Source organism: Rhodococcus mengyinensis, assembly GCF_048381435.1.
GTDB classification, from domain to species: Bacteria; Actinomycetota; Actinomycetes; order Mycobacteriales; family Mycobacteriaceae; genus Rhodococcus_F; species Rhodococcus_F opacus_D.
This window is the reverse complement of the sequence record NZ_JBLWIT010000145.1, coordinates 133,735-152,343: the sequence shown is the minus strand read 5'-3', so window position 1 is coordinate 152,343 and position 18,609 is coordinate 133,735. Positions and strand designations below refer to the sequence as shown.

Annotated in this window: 17 protein-coding genes; 15 read left to right on the top strand and 2 right to left on the bottom strand. The window is 69.4% G+C overall.

Annotated features, from left to right (window positions below; genetic code table 11):
- The first annotated feature begins 106 nt into the window (after window positions 1-106).
- From ACNJ7E_RS37130 to ACNJ7E_RS37105, 6 genes are all read left to right on the top strand, one after another.
- The gene (locus ACNJ7E_RS37130) at window positions 107-718 is read left to right on the top strand and encodes a TetR/AcrR family transcriptional regulator (RefSeq protein WP_011597920.1); all 612 of its coding nucleotides are present in this window, start codon (window positions 107-109) and stop codon (window positions 716-718) included.
- Between the two features lie 182 nt (window positions 719-900).
- Window positions 901-2,064, top strand: a complete 1,164-nt coding sequence (locus ACNJ7E_RS37125) for a steroid 3-ketoacyl-CoA thiolase (protein WP_283331383.1) — start codon at window positions 901-903, stop codon at window positions 2,062-2,064.
- A gap of 24 nt (window positions 2,065-2,088) precedes the next feature.
- The gene (locus tag ACNJ7E_RS37120) at window positions 2,089-4,317 is read left to right on the top strand and encodes an acyl-CoA dehydrogenase family protein (RefSeq protein WP_418342192.1); all 2,229 of its coding nucleotides are present in this window, start codon (window positions 2,089-2,091) and stop codon (window positions 4,315-4,317) included.
- Window positions 4,318-4,323: 6 nt separating this feature from the next.
- Entirely contained in the window at window positions 4,324-5,196 is an 873-nt protein-coding gene (locus ACNJ7E_RS37115) for a MaoC/PaaZ C-terminal domain-containing protein (RefSeq protein ID WP_418342191.1), read from the top strand.
- Window positions 5,193-5,843 (top strand): PaaI family thioesterase, encoded by a 651-nt coding sequence (locus ACNJ7E_RS37110; protein WP_283352465.1) that lies wholly within the window; start codon window positions 5,193-5,195, stop codon window positions 5,841-5,843. The genes ACNJ7E_RS37115 and ACNJ7E_RS37110 overlap by 4 nt, the downstream gene beginning before the upstream one ends.
- A gap of 19 nt (window positions 5,844-5,862) precedes the next feature.
- Entirely contained in the window at window positions 5,863-6,678 is an 816-nt protein-coding gene (locus ACNJ7E_RS37105; RefSeq protein WP_418342190.1) for a mycofactocin-coupled SDR family oxidoreductase, read from the top strand.
- A gap of 82 nt (window positions 6,679-6,760) precedes the next feature.
- Here the strand turns inward: ACNJ7E_RS37105 and casG are convergent, their stop codons facing one another.
- Entirely contained in the window at window positions 6,761-8,422 is a 1,662-nt protein-coding gene (gene casG / locus ACNJ7E_RS37100; RefSeq protein ID WP_418342189.1) for a steroid-24-oyl-CoA synthetase, read from the bottom strand.
- A 154-nt stretch (window positions 8,423-8,576) separates the two neighbouring features.
- On the opposite strand from casG, the gene ACNJ7E_RS37095 reads away from it, so the two are divergent.
- The 3 genes from ACNJ7E_RS37095 to ACNJ7E_RS37085 are packed head-to-tail and all read left to right on the top strand — an operon-like array spanning window position 8,577 to window position 12,365.
- Window positions 8,577-9,770: an NADH:flavin oxidoreductase gene (locus tag ACNJ7E_RS37095; RefSeq protein WP_418342188.1), complete on the top strand. Its 1,194-nt coding sequence runs from the start codon at window positions 8,577-8,579 to the stop codon at window positions 9,768-9,770.
- A gap of 26 nt (window positions 9,771-9,796) precedes the next feature.
- A complete protein-coding gene (gene casI, locus ACNJ7E_RS37090; RefSeq protein WP_418342254.1) occupies window positions 9,797-11,470 on the top strand; it encodes a steroid-22-oyl-CoA synthetase in 1,674 nt (557 codons plus the stop codon).
- Between the two features lie 7 nt (window positions 11,471-11,477).
- Window positions 11,478-12,365, top strand: coding sequence for an LLM class F420-dependent oxidoreductase (locus ACNJ7E_RS37085; protein ID WP_280781508.1), 888 nt, complete (start codon window positions 11,478-11,480; stop codon window positions 12,363-12,365).
- Here the strand turns inward: ACNJ7E_RS37085 and ACNJ7E_RS37080 are convergent.
- Window positions 12,349-12,789, bottom strand: a complete 441-nt coding sequence (locus ACNJ7E_RS37080; protein ID WP_280781509.1) for a nuclear transport factor 2 family protein — start codon at window positions 12,787-12,789, stop codon at window positions 12,349-12,351. The two genes, ACNJ7E_RS37085 and ACNJ7E_RS37080, sit on opposite strands and share 17 nt — an antisense overlap.
- Before the next feature lie 139 nt (window positions 12,790-12,928).
- Here ACNJ7E_RS37080 and ACNJ7E_RS37075 point away from each other — a divergent pair, with 139 nt between their 5' ends.
- The 6 genes from ACNJ7E_RS37075 to ACNJ7E_RS37050 are packed head-to-tail and all read left to right on the top strand — an operon-like array spanning window position 12,929 to window position 18,560.
- Window positions 12,929-14,095: an acyl-CoA dehydrogenase family protein gene (locus tag ACNJ7E_RS37075; protein WP_418342187.1), complete on the top strand. Its 1,167-nt coding sequence runs from the start codon at window positions 12,929-12,931 to the stop codon at window positions 14,093-14,095.
- Window positions 14,092-15,030: a bifunctional MaoC family dehydratase N-terminal/OB-fold nucleic acid binding domain-containing protein gene (locus ACNJ7E_RS37070; RefSeq protein WP_418342186.1), complete on the top strand. Its 939-nt coding sequence runs from the start codon at window positions 14,092-14,094 to the stop codon at window positions 15,028-15,030. The genes ACNJ7E_RS37075 and ACNJ7E_RS37070 overlap by 4 nt, the downstream gene beginning before the upstream one ends.
- Window positions 15,030-16,142, top strand: a complete 1,113-nt coding sequence (locus ACNJ7E_RS37065) for an acyl-CoA dehydrogenase family protein (protein WP_418342185.1) — start codon at window positions 15,030-15,032, stop codon at window positions 16,140-16,142. Before ACNJ7E_RS37070 ends, ACNJ7E_RS37065 begins: the two co-directional genes overlap by 1 nt.
- Window positions 16,139-16,570, top strand: coding sequence for a MaoC family dehydratase (locus tag ACNJ7E_RS37060; protein ID WP_418342184.1), 432 nt, complete (start codon window positions 16,139-16,141; stop codon window positions 16,568-16,570). Before ACNJ7E_RS37065 ends, ACNJ7E_RS37060 begins: the two co-directional genes overlap by 4 nt.
- On the top strand, window positions 16,567-17,745 hold the full coding sequence (locus ACNJ7E_RS37055; RefSeq protein WP_418342183.1) for a lipid-transfer protein: 1,179 nt from the start codon (window positions 16,567-16,569) through the stop codon (window positions 17,743-17,745). Before ACNJ7E_RS37060 ends, ACNJ7E_RS37055 begins: the two co-directional genes overlap by 4 nt.
- A 2-nt stretch (window positions 17,746-17,747) precedes the next feature.
- Entirely contained in the window at window positions 17,748-18,560 is an 813-nt protein-coding gene (locus ACNJ7E_RS37050) for a MaoC/PaaZ C-terminal domain-containing protein (protein ID WP_418342182.1), read from the top strand.
- The last annotated feature ends 49 nt before the right edge of the window (window positions 18,561-18,609 follow it).

The following is an 18,609-nucleotide window of genomic DNA, read 5'->3' as shown; positions in this document are numbered from 1 at the left end:
CGGCACGCGCGGTCCCACTCACCGGACGGAATTCGATGCTTTCCCGATCCAATGCGAGAATCGACACCGGATCCGGGGCTGTGTGCGGAGTGAAGGGGGATCGAGGGTGCCGAGAATCGCCGAAGTGCGGGACGCTGCCGAACCGAGTTCGGAGGAACAGCGGGCACGCCACGTCCGTATGCTCGAGGCCGCGATCGAACTGGCCACCGAGAAGGAACTCGCTCGAGTCCAGATGCACGAGGTGGCCAAACGGGCCGGCGTCGCGATCGGGACGCTGTACCGGTATTTTCCGTCGAAGACGCATCTGTTCGTCGCCGTGATGGTCGACCAGATCGACCGGATGGGTGTCGGGTTCAAGAAGAGCGCGCCCCCCGGCGAATCGCCGCAGGATGCGGTGTACAACGTGCTCGTCCGCGCCACCCGCGGCCTGCTGCGGCGGCCCGCACTGTCCACCGCGATGATCCAGTCCACGAGCACCGCCAACGTCGCGTCCGTGCCGGACGCGGGGAAGGTCGACCGGGCATTCCGGCAGATCATGCTGGACGCCGCCGGGATCGAACATCCCACGGAGGAAGACCTCACGGCGCTGCGCCTGCTGGTGCAGTTGTGGTTCGGCGTCATCCAGTCCTGCCTCAACGGCCGGGTCTCGATTCCCGATGCCGAGTCCGACATCCGTAGGGCGTGTGACCTGCTGCTGGTCAATCTGTCGCATCGCTGACAGCCCGCCGGCGTGGGGCGGCCTCACCGTCGAGATCGAGGTGAAATTCATTCCTGGCCTCTGAGCTGCGCGGAGAACTATTTCGCACGGCAAAGGGCATTGATGTCTCCTCAAAAATAGAATACATTTCAGAAATGAGCCGCGGACGCGTCCGTGAGCCAGAAGAACCCAAGGAGCGGAACATGGGCAACGCCGTCATCGTCGACGCGGCACGGACACCGATCGGGCGCCGGCGCGGGGCACTGTCCGGACTACACCCCGCCGCACTGCTCGGCGCCGCACAGCGGGGTGTCCTCGAACGTGCCGGTGTCGCCCCGGCGGACATCGGGCAGATTGTCGGCGGATGCGTCACCCAGGCCGGTGAGCAGTCCAACAACGTGACCCGGCAGGCATGGCTGCACGCGGGACTGCCGTACGCGACGGCGGCCACGTCGCTCGACTGCGCCTGCGGGTCGTCCCAGCAGGCCGTGCACGTCGTGGCGGGTCTCATCGCGTCCGGCCAGATCTCCGCCGGAATCGGATGCGGTGTCGAGGCGATGAGCCGGGTGTTCCTCGGCCAGGCCGTCACACCGGAGACCGGCAACCCGTACCCGGACGACTGGTCGATCGACATGGGCGACCAGTTCACGTCCGCCCAGCGCATCGCCGAACTGCGCGGACTCGGGCGCGGCGACGTCGACGCGTTCGGCCTCGAGTCGCAACGACGCGCCGCCCAGGCCTGGGCGGACGGACGGTTCGACCGCGAGATCGTTCCCGTCACCGCTCCCGTCGTGGACAAGTCCGGCACACCCACCGGTGAACTCGCGGTGGTCACCCGGGACGGGGGACTGCGCGAGACGACGGCGGAGGCCCTGTCGGCCCTGAAGCCCGTGATCGACGGCCACGTCCACACCGCGGGCAACTCGTCCCAGATCAGCGACGGCGCCGCCGCTGTCCTGCTCATGGACGGCGGCCGTGCCCGCGAACTCGGATTGCGGCCGCGCGCGAGGATCGTCGCGTCCGGGATGGTCGGCTCCGACCCGTACTACCACCTCGACGGGCCGATCGAGTCGACGCGCATGGTCCTCGAACGCGCTGGAATGTCTTTGGGCGACATCGATCTCGTCGAGATCAACGAGGCGTTCGCGTCCGTCGTGCTGTCGTGGGCGCAGGTCCACGGGGCCGACATGTCGAAGGTGAACGTCAACGGCGGCGCCATCGCACTCGGACATCCGGTGGGCTCCACCGGGGCCCGGCTGATCACGACCGCCCTGCACGAACTGGAGCGCTCCGACACCTCCACCGCGCTGGTCACGATGTGCGCCGGTGGCGCGCTGTCCACCGCAACCATCATCGAACGCATCTGACCCCGAACGATCGACGAGGCCGACATGACAATGGGATTGACCGAAGAAGAGCGCGACCTGCGCGACTCGGTGCGGGGCTGGGCCACGCGGACCGTGACCCCGGCCGTGCTCCGGGAGGCCGTCGAGGCCAAGACCGAGCAACGACCGCTGTTCTGGAAGTCGTTGGCGGACCTGGGCGTACTGGGACTCCACCTGCCCGAGGATGTGGGCGGGGCGGGGTGCGGGCTGGTGGAACTGGCAGTGGTCACCGAGGAACTCGGCCGGGTCCTGCTACCCGGTCCCTTCCTCCCGACCGTGCTGCTCGGTGCCGTCCTGAACGAGTCCGGGCGTACGGGTGAGCTCTCCGGGCTGGCCGACGGTTCGACCCTCGGCGCGGTGGCCCTGCAGCCGGGCTCGCTGCGTCTCGTCCGGGACGGCGGAGTGGTGACGCTGGACGGTGAGTCCGGGTACGTCCTCGGCGGGCAGGTGGGCGACCTGTTCCTGCTCGCGGCAACCGATGGCGACGAGACCGTCTTCGTGGTGGTCGCCCGCGACCGGCTCGACGTCACCGACCTGCCCAGCCACGACGTGGCGCGCCGCAACGCGACCGCGGCGGCGAACGGACTGTCGATCGCCGAAGCCGATGTGCTGCAGATCGATTCGCAACGCGTCCTCGATCTCGCGGCCACCTTGTTCGCCGCCGAGGCGTCGGGTGTCGCCGACTGGGCGGTTACCACCGCCGCCGACTACGCCAAGGTGCGCCAGCAGTTCGGCCGCCCGATCGGCCAGTTCCAGGGGGTGAAGCACCGGGTGGCCCGCATGCTCAGCGTCGCGGAGCAGGCCCGCGTGTGCGCGTGGGACGCGGCCCGTGCGATGAATCCCGGAAGCAGTGCCAGGGCCGCGACGGCTGAGCCGCGCTGCAGTGCGGCGGAGGCATCACTCGCGGCCGCGGTCGCCGGGGCCACCGCACTCGACGCTGCGTTCTCCGTCACCAAGGACTGCATCCAGGTGCTCGGCGGCATCGGCTACACCTGGGAACACGACGCCCACCTGTACCTGCGCCGAGCGCAATCGCTGCGGATCCTGCTCGGGTCCACCACATCGTGGCGGCGGCGCGTTGCCCGCGCGACCCTGGGCGGTGCCCGCCGGGTGCTCGGCATCGACCTACCTCCGGACGCCGAGAGCATCCGCGCCGACGTTCTCGCGGAACTCGCGCCCGCGGCCGCGATGGGTGAGGCGGAGCGCAGGACGTACCTGGCCGAGAAGGGCTACACCGCACCGCACCTGCCCGCACCGTGGGGCAGGGGAGCAGGAGCCGTGGAACAACTCGTGATCGCGGAGGAACTGCGCGCGGCCGCGCTGAAGCCCCACGACATGATCATCGGCAACTGGGTGGTGCCCACGCTCATCGCGCACGGCAGCGAAGAACTGTTGCAGCGCTTCGTGCCCCCCTCATTGCGCGGCGACTTCGTCTGGTGCCAGCTGTTCTCCGAACCCGGCGCCGGATCGGACCTCGCCGGCCTGACCACCAGGGCCACCAAGGTGGACGGCGGCTGGATGCTGCAGGGGCAGAAGGTGTGGACGTCGATGGCCCGGGACGCGGACTGGGGCATCTGCCTCGCCCGCACGGACGGCTCGGTGCCCAAACACAAGGGACTGTCGTACTTCCTGATCGACATGTCGGGCAGCAACGGTCTCGACATCCGGCCGCTGCGCGAGATCACCGGCGAGGCCCTGTTCAACGAGGTGTTCTTCGACAACGTGTTCGTCCCGGACGAACTCCTGGTGGGCGAACCGGGCGACGGCTGGAAGCTCGCCCGGACGACCCTCGCCAACGAGCGGGTGTCGCTGTCGCACGACTCCTCCCTGGGCTCCGGCGGCGAGGCTCTGCTGACCCTGGCAGGCGAACTGCCCGGCGGCATCGACGACGAACAGCTGACCGTGCTCGGCAAGGTCCTCTGCGACGCACAGTCCGGCGGCCTGATGGGGCTGCGCACCACTTTGCGATCGATCGCGGGCGGGCAACCGGGCGCCGAGTCGTCGGTCGCGAAACTGCTCGGTGTCGAACACATCCAGCAGGTGTGGGAGGTGGCGATGGACTGGGCCGGACCGCGCGCCTTGCTCGGCGACCAGCCCCGCACGTCCGGCACGCAGATGTTCCTGAACTCGCAGTGCATGTCGATCGCGGGCGGCACCACCAACGTCCAGCTCAACATCATCGGCGAACGACTGCTGGGTCTGCCCCGCGACCCCGAGCCCGGAAAGGGAGCGTGACCTGGCATGGCGATCGACGTGGAGGCCGCGCTGACCGTGGAACCGTCCGTACGCGACGTGTCGTGGACCGAGCGCGACGTGATTCTCTACCACCTCGGCCTCGGTGCCGGCGAGAACGCACAGGACCCCGGGGAACTGTGCTGGGTGTACGAAAAGGACTTGCAGGTGCTGCCGACGTTCGCGCTCGTCGCGGGGCAGGGGATCTCGGCCGGCGACGCACCGGCTGCCGGGCTGAGCCTGCCCGGCATCGACATCGACCTGCGCAAGATCCTTCACGGCGGACAGTCGCTCACCGTGCACGCGCCGATTCCTCCGTCGGGTGAGGCCCGGGTGTCCTCGCGGGTGACCGACGTGTGGGACAAGGGCAAGGCTGCCGTCATCGTGCTCGAACAGACGGCCACCGACTCGGGCGGGAACCCGCTGTGGACCACGGGGATGCAGATCTGGGCCCGCGATGAGGGCGGGTTCGGCGGCTCCCCGGGACCCGAGTCGGTGGCCACGGTGCCGGACCGCGAACCCGACACGGTGCTGGTGTCGCGCACCGGGACGGCGCAGGCCCTGCTCTACCGGCTCAGCGGCGACCTCAACCCGCTGCACGCGGACCCCGAATTCGCGGCCGCGGCCGGGTTCGAAAGGCCGATCCTGCACGGGCTCGCGTCGTACGGTGTGGTGTGCAAGGCCGTCGTCGACGGAATGCTGGACGGCGATCCCACGCGACTGCGCCACTACGCGGTGCGGTTTGCGGGCTCGCTGTACCCGGGCGAGACCGTCGAGACCGCGGTCTGGCACGACGGCGACCGGCTGACCCTGCGCGCGACGTGCCCCGACCGTGCCGGGCAACCGGTGCTGACCCAGGCGACGATGGAGGTGAGCGGATGAGCGTCGGTACGCACCCCACGTTCGAGAACAGCCCGTCGGGGACGGTGCTGACGTCACCGCCTGACGGTTCCGCCGTCGACCGGGCGACCGAGGCCGCCCGGCGCGTGGTCGACGCGCTGCTGCGGACCGATCGCGGCAACGCCAACCTCGACCGCGTCGCGGAAGAGCTGAACAGCATCGCCGGGCACCTCGAGGAACACGCGCCCGCCGTCGCCGAGCGGCTGATCGACATGTGGAACGGGGAGGGCGTCACCCGGCACGATCCCGTCACCGGACCCGAGAACGCGCTTGCACCGCCCGTGGTCCTCGAGGGGCTGTCCGACGGATCGGTCCGGGGCACCGTCACACTGACCATCCCGTACCAGGGGCCGCCCGGGCACGTCCACGGCGGCGTGTCCGCGCTCCTGCTCGACCACGTCCTCGGCGTCGCCAACGCCTGGGGTGGAAAAGCCGGCATGACAGCGCAGTTGAGCACCCGCTACCACCGCCCGACGCCGCTGTTCGAACCGCTCACCCTGACCGGGAAGCTGATGTCGGTCGACGGCCGCAAGATCACCACCGTCGGTGACATTCGGACCGCGGACGGCCAGGTGTGCGTCTCGGTCGAGGGACTGTTCGTCGACAAGACCGTGCCCCGCCCACGATGACCCCGATCAGGAGCAGAGAATGACGTCACCCGGCCGTTTCGAGAACAAGGTCGTCTTCGTCACCGGCGCGGCGCGCGGGCAGGGCCGCGCCGAGGCCGTCCGGTTCGCGTCCGAGGGCGCCGACGTCATCGCGATCGATGCCTGCACCGAATTCGCGTCCACCGCCTATCCCGGCGCGACCCAGGACGACCTGGCCGAGACGGTCCGGCTCGTCGAGTCCACCGGGCGGCGGATCGTCTCCGCCACCGCGGACGTGCGCGACTTCGACGATCTCTCGCGGGCCCTCGCGGACGGCATCGAGCAGTTGGGCCGCCTCGACGTCGTGATCGCGAACGCGGGCATCTGTTCGGGGGCGTTGTCGTGGGAGATCACCGCCGAGCAGTGGCAGGAGACGGTCGACGTCAACCTCACGGGGACGTTCCACACCGCGAAGGCGGCGGTTCCGTATCTGATCGAACAGGGGGAGGGCGGCGCCGTCGTCTTCACCAGTTCGGTGTCCGGGTTGAAGGGCACGCCGTTCACCGGCCACTACGTTGCCACCAAGCACGGCATCACCGGGCTCGCCAAGACGATGGCGAACGAACTCGGGGAGCACCGCATCCGCGTCAACACGGTGCACCCGGCGGGCGTGGACACCGGCATGAAGGTGCGCGACCTGCACCCGCTCATCGCCCGGTACGCGTCGACGCTCGGCTCCATCTACCAGAATTCGCTGCCCTACCGCATCACCCAGCCGGAGGACGTCGCTGCCGTCGTCGCGTGGGTGTGTTCCGACGAGGCGAAATACATCACCGGGGCGCAGATTCCCGTCGACCTCGGCAACCTCATTCGCTGAGGTTCGCGGTTTGTGTTCGCCGAATGTCACAGTGGTGCAGTTCGACTGCACCACTGTGACATTCGGCGCTCAGCTGCCGGTGTCAGACGGTGATGTCCCGGCGGACCATCTTGCCGGTCGCGTTGCGGGGCAACAGGTCCGTGGTGATCCGCCAGCGGGTCGGGACCTTGAAATACGACAGGCGATCCGCGGCGTACTCGCGCAGTTCCGCCTCGGTGGCCGCGGCACCCGGTCGCAACACCACGACGGCCGCCACCTCCTGACCCAGATCCTCGTGGGGCGTCCCGATCACCGCGCACTCGAGCACATCGGGGTGTTCGTCGAGGCACTGCTCGATCTCGGTGGGATACACGTTCTCCCCGCCGCGCAGGATCAGATCCGAGCGACGTCCGGTCAGCCGGAGGCGACCGTTCTCGACGAGTCCGTAGTCGCCGGTCCGGAGCCATCGGCCCGGGGCGATCGCTGCAGCGGTGGCGGCCTCGTCCTCCCAGTAGCCGAGCATCACGAACGGGCTGCGCACACACACTTCACCCTCCACGCCGTCGGGCAGCCACTCCCCGTACGGATCGCGGATCTCCATGCTCACCGTGATGATCGGACGGCCCAGGGTGCCCGGGAACTGTTCGAGTTCGGGGGCGGTGGCGACGGCGATCGCGGTACTGCACTCGGTGAGTCCGTAACTGTCCACGAGGGCGTTGCGCGCGAACGGCACCTTCTGGCGCAGCCGTTCCTTGAACGCTACCGACGACGGCGCGGACGCCAGCGAGAACGACGTGAGCGACGACAGGTCGTACTTGTCGAGGTCGTCGTGCTCGACCAGGCGGGACGCCATCGTGGGCACCGCTCCCCAATTGGTGACCCGTTCCCGCTCGACGAGTCGGAGCACGGCGTCCACGTCGAATCCACCCTGGTGCATGACGACCGCGCCGCCCGTCGCGAGCCGCGGAACCACCAGATTGTGCAGGCTCGCGACATGGAACAGGGGAGAGGTCAGGAGGTAGCGAAGCGGACTCGGCACCGCCGGATCGACAGGGCGTCCACTGAACTCGCCGACCACGGCATCGCTGAACCGGTGGTAGTCGACGACGGCCAGAATGTTGCGCTGAGAGTGCAACGCTCCCTTGGGTCTGCCGCTCGTGCCGCTGGTGTAGAGGATGGCGGCGGGATCGTCCTCGTCGACGTCGGTGTGCGGCATCGGGGACCCTGCGTACCGCGCGAAGAGCGCGGGCAGATCCTCCTCCATCGTGAGGACCGGGAGGTCGGTGCCGACCGCGGCGAGCGTCTCGGCGCGCTTCGCGTCGGCGACCACCACAGTGGGGCGACTGTGCGTCAGTCCGTACTCGACCTCCCGCGGAACCCACCAGCCGTTCAACCCGACGCTGATGGCGCCGAGCACCTGCGTGGCCCAGAACGCGACCACCCACTCGGGGGTGTTCGCGGCCAGGATCGCGACGCGGTCACCCTTCCGGACGCCGTAGTCCTCGCGCAGCGCCGTCGCCAGGGACGCGACCGCGGCGGCGTGCTCGGTGTAGGACATGCGGCGGTCGGCGGTCACGAGGTAGTCGCGGTCGCCCCACCGGAGCGACGTGATGAGGAGTTCGCCCACCGACCGCCCACGGTTCTTCATCACCGGCATCCGGGTGCCGAGCACCGGCTCCTCGACGAGTTCGAACCGGCCACCGGGTCCGGTGAGACGGGACATCACCTGATCCAGGTGCAACTGTGGATCTGTAGGGGCAGTCATCGGGGCGACCTTTCGTCCTCGGGCACTCGTACCGACACAAGATGGCACGCCGTGACGGGCGCCCGGACGTGGTTACCACTCAGCGAGACTGCCGCGATCCGTGACATCCCGGCGCCGTTACGTTCGACAGCGAATCGCAGCTGGAGGAACTCATATGACGATAGATCTCGACCCGCCCACAGTGAAGGTCGATCCGCTCGCCCCGGCCACACTCGGGCCGATCACCCTGCGCAATCGTGTGATCAAGGCAGCGACGTACGAGGGCCTGACCCCGAAGGGTCTGGTCACCGACGAGCTCATCGAATTCCATCGGCAGCCCGCCGCCGGAGGCGTGGGCATGACGACCGTCGCGTACTGCGCGGTCGCCGCGGACGGTCGCACGTCGCCCGGCCAGATCCAATGGACCGACGAGACGATGCCGGGTCTGCGGAAGCTGACCGACGCCATCCACGCGGAGGGTGCCGCAGTGTCGGCGCAGATCGGCCACGCGGGACCGGTCGCGGCCGCGAAGTACATCGGATCCCCGGCGTTGGGCCCGTCCCGCGCGTTCCGGATGACGACCCAGAACTTCTCCAAGCCGGCCTCCACGGCGGATATCGCCCGGATCGTCGAGGCACACGCCAACGCGGCTCGCCGCGCGGTGGAGGCGGGGTTCGACGCCGTGGAGATCCATTTCGGCCACAACTACCTGATCAGCTCGTTTCTCAGCCCGAAGGTCAACAAGCGCACGGACGAGTACGGCGGATCCTTGGCGAACCGTGCCCGGTTCGCGCTCGAGACCGCCCGCGCCGTACGCGACGCGGTGGGGGACAGGATCGCGATCCTCGCCAAGCTGAACATGGACGACGGTGTGCCCGGGGGCTTCTGGGTGGACGAGGCCATCCAGGTGGCGCGGTGGCTCGAACGGGACGGTTCGCTGGACGCGCTCGAGCTCACCGCGGGCAGTTCGCTGCTGAATCCGATGTACCTGTTCAAGGGCGACGCGCCGCTCCGTGAGTTCGCCGCCGTCATGCCGCAGCCGACGAAACTGGGAATCCGGTTGGTCGGCAGGCACTTCCTGAAGGAATACCCCTACCGCGACGCCTACCTCCTCGAGGACGCCCGCCAGATCAGAGCCGCCGTGACGATGCCGCTCGTCCTGCTCGGCGGCATCACCGGCAAGGCGACCATGGACCTCGCGATGGCGGAAGGATTCCAGTTCGTGGCCGTCGCACGGGCACTCCTGCGGGAACCCGACCTCGTCAACCGGATCACGGACGAGACCCACAACCCCGGTCTGTGCATTCACTGCAACAAGTGCATGACGGCGATCTACGGTGGCACCCACTGCGTGCTCCGCGTGCCGTGAGCGTGCATACCGTGTCGACAGGAGAGATGGAGTTGGAACGCACCACGATCGCCGAGATGCTGCTCGACCGGCTGGGTGACGACAGGCTGGGAGTCCGAACCAGGGAACAGGATTGGACCTGGGACGAGGTGGTGCGCGAGAGTGCGGCCCGCGGGGCCGTCGCGTCCTCGTTGCGGCGCGACGGACCGTTCCACGTCGGAGTCCTGCTCGAGAACACCCCCGAGTTCCTGTTCTGGCTGGGCGGCGCCGCGCTCGCCGGCGCCACGATCGTCGGCATCAATCCGACCCGCCGCGGCGCGGAACTCGAGGCCGAGATCCGGTACGTCGACTGCCAGCTGATCGTCACGGACACCGCGGGGAAGGCGCAGCTCGCCGGTCTCGACCTCGGGCTGTCCGACGACCGGTTTCTGCTGGTCGACGATCCGGCCTACACCGAACGCGTCGCGTCCCACGCTGTCGAGAGTCCGGCCTGGGATCCCGGGATCGACGCGTCGACGCTGTTCCTTCTGCTGTTCACGTCCGGCACCACCGGCACGTCGAAAGCGGTGCGGTGCAGTCAGGGCCGGCTCGCCCGGCTGGCGTACGCCAACACCGTCAAGTACGGGCACGTGCGCGAGGACGTCGACTACTGCTGCATGCCGCTGTTCCACGGCAACGCGCTGATGGCGCTGTGGGCGCCCGCACTCGCCAACGGCGCCACCGTCTGCCTGCCGCGCAAGTTCTCCGCGTCCGGATTCCTGCCCGACGTCCGGTTCTTCGGCGCCACGTTCTTCACCTACGTCGGCAAGGCGCTGGCGTACCTGATGGCCACACCCGAGCAACCCGACGACCGTGACAACACGCTCGTCCGCGGTTTCGGGACCGAGGCGTCCCCGGAGGACAAGACCGAATTCGTCCGCCGGTTCGGCGCCGAACTGTACGAAGGGTACGGCTCGAGCGAAGGCGCCGGTTCGGTGACGCTCGACCCCGACGCCCCCGAGGGCGCGCTCGGCAGACCCGCGAACGAGAACATCGTCATCGTCGACCCCGACACCCGCGCGGAAAAGGCCCGGGCGCGGCTCGACGAGCACGGTCGCGTACTCAACCCGGACGAGGCGATCGGCGAAATGGTCGACAAGGCCGGCGCGGCGCGATTCGAGGGCTACTACAAGAACGAGGACGCGATCGCGGACCGCATCCGGCACGGCTGGTACTGGACGGGCGACCTCGGGTACGTCGACGAGGCCGGCTTCATCTACTTCGCCGGCCGCAAGGGCGACTGGATCCGCGTGGACGGGGAGAACACCTCGGCGTTGATGGTGGAACGGATTCTGCGCCGCCACCCGAAAGTGGTCGCCACCGGCGTGTTCGCCGTCCCCGACCCGCGGTCGGGCGATCAGGTGATGGCCGCCGTCGAGGTGTCGGATCCGACCGATTTCGATCCGGCGGAGTTCGCCGCGTTCCTTTCCAGCCAGGACGACCTCGGTACGAAGGCTGCACCGCGCTTCGTCCGGGTGTCGACGGACCTGCCGGTGACGGGATCGAACAAGGTGCTCAAACGAACGCTGCAGGAACAGCGCTGGCGGTGCGACGATCCGGTCTTCCGGTGGGTGGGACGCGGTGTTCCCGAGTACCACGAGATGACCGACAGTGAGAAGGCCGCGCTGGAGCAGGAGTTCCACACGCACGGCCGGCAACGATTCCTGCACGTGCGACGGTGAGGGTGACATGAAACTGGGTGTGGTGGTTCCCGTAGAGCTGGGACGGGCGGGCGAGCCCGAATGGATACTCGAATTCGCGAGGGCCGCCGAATCACTCGGATTCGACGAGATCTCCGCCGTCGAGCATTCGGTCGTCATCGCGGACACGGCGAGCGAATATCCGTACTCGCCCACCGGCAAGTCGCACCTGCCCGACGACTGCAGCCTGCCGGACCCGCTGGAACTGCTGTCGTTCGTCGCCGGCGCCACGACGACCCTGGGACTCGCGACGGGAGTGCTGGTGCTGCCCAACCACCACCCGGTGGTGCTGGCGAAGCGTCTCGCCACCCTGGACCGGCTGTCCGCGGGGCGTCTCCGCATCTGCCTCGGTCTCGGCTGGATGCGCGAGGAGATCGAGGCCTGCGGCGGCGACTTCGACCGGCGCGGCGCGGTCGCCGACGAGGCGATCGCGGTGATGCGGGCGCTGTGGTCGGGTACCGGCGCGGTCGACTTCGCGGGTGAACACTTCTCCTTCCGCGGCGCCCAGAGCTGGCCCAAACCCCACCGGGATTCGGGAGTGCCGCTCTTCATCGGCGGACACAGCCCGGCGGCCGCACGGCGGGCAGGGCGGCTCGGCGACGGGTTCCAGCCGCTCGGCCTGGCCGGCGACGACCTGGACCGCGCGATTTCCCGGATGCGGGCGGCGGCAGCGGACGCCGGCCGCGATCCCGCCGACGTCGACCTCGTGCTGGGTGCCACGCTGCCGCGGCTCGACGAGGCCACACTCGACCGGTCCCGGGACCTGGGCGCGAATCGGCTCGTGCTGTCGGCGTCCCGGCACGCGCAGTCCCTCGGCCAGGTCATCGACGAGATGGCCGCCTGCTCGGCCCGGTTGGGCCTCAGTCCGGCACGGTGACCGGCAGGTCCTCGCTGAAGTCGACGATCAGTTCGCGCCGGGAGAACTGCCAGCCGGTGTCGCCGAGCACGTACCGATCGTGGTAGCGCAACGCGATCCGGTTGTCGCGGAATCCGTTTCGGCCGGCATAGACGTGGTGCGCCGTGCAGTACGTCTCGCCCGACGCCGTCGACCCGTCCACGTCGATCACCTGCTGGTGCACGACGTGCCGGGTGGACTGCAGATGCGAGACCGCGTCCACGACGGCGGACGCGAGCACGCCGCTGCCGCGGAGTTCCGTTGCCGCGCCGGTGCCCGTCAACGCGGGCGGGAGGACGAACGTCGCGTCGGAGTCGAACAACGCCGCGAGCGTTGCCGCCTCGCGCCGGTCGACGGCCCGCGCATAGCGGGCGGTGAGTTCGGTGAGAGCGAATCCGGTGGCCATTCCACCATTCCAGCGGACGTGCGGCATCGGCGACAGCCGCCTCCCGCTGACCGAGACATCGGCACCGAGGCGTGGGAGTGCTGGTTAGCGTCCAGAACACCCGTGGCGACAGCCACGCACAGGTTTGAGGAGAACGCCGATGGATGTGAGGGAATCGCCCGGGCAACGGGAACTCCGGCGGGAGTTGCGCGCCTACTTCGCGGCGCTGCTGCCGGAGGAGACGCGGCGGATCGCGGGTGAGGAGGGTGTGGGCGGAGAACACTTCCGCGACATCGTGCGGCTGCTGGGCAAGGACGGCTGGCTGGGTGTCGGCTGGCCGGTGGAGTACGGCGGGCAGGGACGGTCGATCGAAGACCAGTTCGTGTTCTTCGACGAGGTGCAACGCGTCGGACTGCCGTTCCCGTTCGTCACCGTCAACACGGTCGGCCCCACCCTGATGAAGTACGGCACCGAGGAGCAGAAGGCGCGGTTCCTTCCCGGCATCCTGGCCGGCGACATCGTCTTCGCCATCGGGTACACCGAACCGGAGGCCGGCACCGACCTCGCCTCGCTGCAGACCCGGGCCGTGCGCGACGGGGACACGTGGGTGGTCGACGGCAACAAGATCTTCACCAGTGGCGCCAACACGGCCGACTACGTGTGGCTGGCGTGCCGCACCGATGCGAATGCCCCCAAGCACAAGGGCATCTCGATCCTCATCGTTCCCACCGACGATCCCGGCTTCAGCTGGTCACCGATCCACACCGTGGGCGGGCTGACGGTCACGTCGACCTACTACAGCGGGATCCGGGTCGGCGATCAGGACGTCGTGGGCGACGTCGACGGTGGCTGGCAGCTGATCACCGCGCAGCTCAATCACGAACGCATCGGGCTCGCCGCGCTCGGCGGCCGCACGCTCGGCCTGTGGCACCAGGTCCTCGACTGGGCCGGGCAGAACGGGGCACTCGACATTCCGTGGGTGCAGATGGACTTCGCGCGCACGCACGCGAAGCTCGAGGCGATGCGACTACTGAACTGGAAGATGACCGCCGCGGTAGCGCGGGATGCGTTGTCGGGGGCCGACGCCGGCGCCACCAAGACCTACGGCACCGAAACCCACGTCGACGTCTATCGCACGCTGCTCGGGATCCTCGGTGCCGCCGGACGGCTGCGTCCGGGTTCGCCGGGCGCGATCCTCGCCGGCCAGATCGAACAGATCTCGCGTCAAAGCGTGGTGAACACGTTTGGCGGCGGCGTCAACGAGGTGCTCCGCGACATGGTCGGCACCCTCGGCCTCGGACTCGCCCGCGAGACGAGGGTGAAATGAGCGAACTCCTCACCCGGCTCCGCGCCTTCGAGGGACGGACGATCGTCCCGGCCACCTGGGGTCCCGACCCGGTGAACACGCCCATGATCCGGCACTGGGCCGAGGCGATGGGCGACACGAGCCCGGTCTACCTCGACGACGACGCCGCGCGCGCCACCGGCCGCGGCGGCGCCGTCGCACCCGCCCAGATGCTGCAGGTGTGGACGATGCGCACATTCGCCGACAAGATGTCCGGCGCCGACCCGTCACCGGTCTGGACGGAACTGATCGCCACACTCGACGAGGCGGGATTCACGTCCGTCGTCGCCACCGATTCCGACCAGGAATACTTCGCCGAACTGCGCCCCGGCGACCGGGTGAGCACGACCGAGGTGGTCGAGTCCGTCTCCGCGGAGAAGCAGACCGGTCTCGGCGCCGGACATTTCGTCACCACCCTCAAGACGTACCGCAACGGCGACGGCGAGATCGTCGGAACCCAGCGGTGGCGGACACTCCGATTCCGGCCTGCCGAACGTCCGGCCCCGCGCCCGCTTCGCCCGCGGCCCGCTCTCAACGACGACAACGCCTTCTGGTTCGCGGCCGCACGCGAGCACCGCCTCGTCATTCAGCGGTGCACGAGCTGCGGTGTGCTGCGGCACCCGACCGGGCCGATGTGCGGGGAGTGCCGCTCCACCGAGTGGGACACCGTCGACGCGTCGGGGCGGGGCACCGTCTACACGTTCGTCGTCAATCACCACCCGAAGATCGATGCCTTCGACTACCCACTGATCGTCGCGGTGATCGAACTCGAGGAAGGCACCCGCCTGATCGCCAACATGACAGGCGTCGAACCCGGTCACGTGCACATCGGAATGCCCGTGGAACTGGACTGGATCGACGCCGACCCGGAACTCACACTTCCCGCGTTCCGGCCCGCTGCATCGGAGGACCACTGATGGATTTCATATTCGGCGAGGAGCAGGAAGCGGTGCGCGGACTGGCCGCGGACGTGTTCGCTGCCACGTCGCGACCCGAGCGGATCAAGGACGTCGAATCGAGCGCCGACCGGATCGACCGGGAACTGTGGCGCGAACTGGCCACCACCGGGCTGCTCGGCATCGCCCTGCCCGAGAACCTCGGCGGCGGCGGCATGGGACTCGCCGAACTGTACGTCCTGCTCGAGGAGCAGGGCCGGACCGTGGCGCCAGTTCCGTTGTGGCCACACGCGCTGGGCGCGCTCGCGATCGCCGAGTTCGGGACGCCGGACCAACGCGCCGCGCTGGTCCCCGCGGCGGCCGACGGCGGCCTGATCCTCACGGTCGGGCTCGAGGAGTTCGGACCGTACGTCGCGGGCGATCCGGCGACGACGGCACGCGAGGTGGACGGCCGGTGGCAGGTGCATGGCGCCAAGGCCGCGGTACCCGTGGCGCACCTGGCCGAACGCCTCCTCGTCTCCGCGGCCACCGACAGTGGTCCGGCGCTGTTCCTGGTGCGCCCGGGGGCCGCGGGCGTGACGGCGCAGCAGGCGGAGTCGACCACCCACGAGATCTGCGCGAACATCACGTTCGACGCGGCGCCCGCGGAACCGGTCGGCCCCGCGGACGGTAGCGCGGTGCGGTGGCTGATCGAACGGGCGGAACTGGCGGTCGCCGCCCTGCAACTGGGCGTCGGGGAGGGCGCGGTGCGTCAGGCCGTCACGTACCTCAACGGGCGCACCCAGTTCGGCCGCCCGCTTGCGACGTTCCAGGCCGTCACCCATCAGCTCGCGGACTGCTACATCGACCTCGAGGCCATGCGGGTGACGCTGTGGCAGGCCGTGTGGCTCCTCGCGAGCGGGGAAGATCCGGGAACCGCTGTGCTGGTTGCGAAATGGTGGGCGACCGACGGCGGGCAGCGGGTCGTCCACCGCACCCAGCACCTGCACGGCGGAATCGGCGTCGACACCGACTACCCGGTGCACCGGCACCTGCTGTGGGGCAAACAGCTCGCCGCCACCCTCGGCGGAGCCGGCTCTGACCTGGCACGTCTGGGCGCGCAGCTGGCGGCCGGGGTCGAGGTGGTCGCATGACCGCGACCGTCGGCGCCACGACCTACGACGCCGTCACGATCGGCGACCGGCTGCCGGAGCTGGTGATTCCGCTGACCCGCACCCTGATCGTCGCCACCGCCCTCGCCACCCGCGACTTCCAGGACGTCCACCACGACCCGGCGCTGGCGGTGGAGCGGGGGTCGAAGGACGTGTTCATGAACATCCTCACCACCAACGGGCTGGTGGGGCGGTTCGTCACCGACTGGGCGGGCGCGCACGCGTCGCTGCGCCGGATCGCGGTGAAGCTCGGTGCCCCCAACTACCCCGGCGACGCGATGACCCTGACCGGTGAGGTGGTCGCGAAGGACGACGGCCTCGTGACCGTGAAGATCCGCGGCGCGAACAGCCTCGGTGACCACGCCACCGGCACCGTCGTCGTCGCCTGGCCTGGACGAGGAGACCTGTGACCAGCCCCCTGTCGGGCGCCGCCGCCATCGTCGGCATCGGCGCCACCGAATTCTCCAAGCACTCGGGACGAAGCGAACTGCAACTGGCGTGCGAGGCGATCGTCGCCGCACTCGCCGACGCGGGTATCGACCCGTCCGAGGTCGACGGACTGTCCACGTACACCGCGGAGACGAACGGGGAGGTGCTCGTCGCCCGCAACACGGGCATCGGTGAACTGAAGTTCTTCTCCCGCATCGGTTACGGCGGCGGCGCCGCGTGCGCCACCGTTCAGCAGGCGGCGATGGCCGTCGCCACCGGCATCGCGGACGTCGTCGTCTGCTACCGCGCGTTCAACGAACGGTCCGGTGTGCGTTACGGACTCGGGCAGCACGACCGCCCGATGGACAGCACCGCGGACCGGGCGGCGTACGCCTGGCTGACCCCGCAGGGACTGTCGACGCCCGCCCAGTGGGTGGCGATGTTCGCCCGCCGGTACATGCATCGGTACGGCGCCACGAGTGAGGACTTCGGCCGGGTCGCGGTCGTCGCACGCAAGCACGCCGCCGACAACCCCGCCGCCTGGTTCCGCGGGCGGCCCATCACCCTCGACGACCACCAGAAGTCGCGGTGGATCGCCGAACCGCTGCACCTACTGGACTGCTGCCAGGAAACCGACGGCGGTCAGGCCCTCGTCGTCGTCTCTGCCGAACGCGCCAAGGACCTCCGCACCATCCCGGCGATCGTCAAGGCCGCCGCGCAGGGCTCGGGCAAGGACCAGCACATGATGGCCAGTTACTACCGGCCCGACATCACCGGAATACCCGAAATGGGCCTCGTGGGCAGGCAACTCTACCGGCAGAGCGGTCTCACGCCCGACGACGTCTCCGCGGCGATCCTCTACGACCACTTCACTCCGCTCGTCCTCCCGCAACTCGAGGAACTCGGGTTCTGCGACCCGGGCGAGGCGAAGGACTTCATCCGGGACGGCAACCTCGAGGTCGGCGGCCGACTCCCGGCGAACACCCACGGCGGCCAGATCGGCGAGGCCTATCTGCACGGCGTCAACGGGATCGCCGAGGCGGTTCGCCTGATCCGGGGAACGTCGACCACCCAACCGGACGGCATCGGCAACGTGCTGGTGACCGCGGGCACCGCCGTGCCCACCAGCGGCCTGATCCTGGGCAGAGAGGACTGATCATGACGACAACCGAGCGCACGACGGCAGGAGCGTGGCGAGGGACCGACCTCGGCACCCGCACCGTGAGGTACGACGAGCGCGACGCCATCCTGTACGCACTGTCGGTGGGTGCGCGGGCCACCGAACTGGACCTCGTCTTCGAGGAGCGTCTGCGGGTGCTGCCGACGTTCGCTCTCACCCTGGCACAGTGGGCGCCGGACGAACTGGGGTCGCGGGGCGCCTTCGACACGAAGACGGCGCTGCACGGATCGCAGGAACTGGCGGTGCTCGCGCCGCTTCCGCGTCGCGGTGAGATCGCGTTGTCGGCGTCGGTCGGCGAGGTGTGGGACAAGGGTTCGGCGGCCGTGTTCGAGGTGCGCGTCGAGTCCGAGTTCTTCGTCGCCACCTGGTCGCTGTTCGCGCCCGGTGCCGGCGGTTTCGGTGGCGATCGCGGTCCCGCGAAACCGGCTCGGCCCGAGGGGGAACCGGTCTCGACGACTGTGCTGCAGACCGCGGCGAACCAGGCGGCGCTGTACCGGCTGACCGGCGACCGGCACCACATCCACATCGACCCGGCGGCGGCCGAGCGGATCGGGCAGCCCCGGCCGATCATGCACGGGCTGTGCACCCTCGCCGCGAGCACGCTGGAACTCGCGCGGGCGCTGGACGTCCACCCGGCCGACCTCGTCCGGCTGGAGGGACGGTTCGCCGCACCGGTCTACCCGGGCGACGCGCCGTCGTTGCGGGCGTGGGGTGAGGCGGGTGATGCGTCGTTCGAACTCGTCCGGGACGACCGGCCGCTCATCGCCGGCGCTCGCGCCGCATTCGGCTGACCGCACGTTCGTCCCTTCGTCGCCGAATGTCACATCGGCGCAGTTCAAC

What these genes read in the sequence shown, in the direction of transcription:
- ACNJ7E_RS37125 (WP_283331383.1), top strand. Translation starts at nt 901, where the DNA reads ATGGGCAACGCCGTCATCGTCGACGCGGCACGGACACCGATCGGGCGC.
- ACNJ7E_RS37120 (WP_418342192.1), top strand. Translation starts at nt 2,089, where the DNA reads ATGACAATGGGATTGACCGAAGAAGAGCGCGACCTGCGCGACTCGGTG.
- ACNJ7E_RS37115 (WP_418342191.1), top strand. Translation starts at nt 4,324, where the DNA reads ATGGCGATCGACGTGGAGGCCGCGCTGACCGTGGAACCGTCCGTACGC.
- ACNJ7E_RS37110 (WP_283352465.1), top strand. Translation starts at nt 5,193, where the DNA reads ATGAGCGTCGGTACGCACCCCACGTTCGAGAACAGCCCGTCGGGGACG.
- ACNJ7E_RS37105 (WP_418342190.1), top strand. Translation starts at nt 5,863, where the DNA reads ATGACGTCACCCGGCCGTTTCGAGAACAAGGTCGTCTTCGTCACCGGC.
- casG (WP_418342189.1), bottom strand. Translation starts at nt 8,422, where the DNA reads ATGACTGCCCCTACAGATCCACAGTTGCACCTGGATCAGGTGATGTCC.
- ACNJ7E_RS37095 (WP_418342188.1), top strand. Translation starts at nt 8,577, where the DNA reads ATGACGATAGATCTCGACCCGCCCACAGTGAAGGTCGATCCGCTCGCC.
- casI (WP_418342254.1), top strand. Translation starts at nt 9,797, where the DNA reads ATGGAGTTGGAACGCACCACGATCGCCGAGATGCTGCTCGACCGGCTG.
- ACNJ7E_RS37085 (WP_280781508.1), top strand. Translation starts at nt 11,478, where the DNA reads ATGAAACTGGGTGTGGTGGTTCCCGTAGAGCTGGGACGGGCGGGCGAG.
- ACNJ7E_RS37080 (WP_280781509.1), bottom strand. Translation starts at nt 12,789, where the DNA reads ATGGCCACCGGATTCGCTCTCACCGAACTCACCGCCCGCTATGCGCGG.
- ACNJ7E_RS37075 (WP_418342187.1), top strand. Translation starts at nt 12,929, where the DNA reads ATGGATGTGAGGGAATCGCCCGGGCAACGGGAACTCCGGCGGGAGTTG.
- ACNJ7E_RS37070 (WP_418342186.1), top strand. Translation starts at nt 14,092, where the DNA reads ATGAGCGAACTCCTCACCCGGCTCCGCGCCTTCGAGGGACGGACGATC.
- ACNJ7E_RS37065 (WP_418342185.1), top strand. Translation starts at nt 15,030, where the DNA reads ATGGATTTCATATTCGGCGAGGAGCAGGAAGCGGTGCGCGGACTGGCC.
- ACNJ7E_RS37060 (WP_418342184.1), top strand. Translation starts at nt 16,139, where the DNA reads ATGACCGCGACCGTCGGCGCCACGACCTACGACGCCGTCACGATCGGC.
- ACNJ7E_RS37050 (WP_418342182.1), top strand. Translation starts at nt 17,748, where the DNA reads ATGACGACAACCGAGCGCACGACGGCAGGAGCGTGGCGAGGGACCGAC.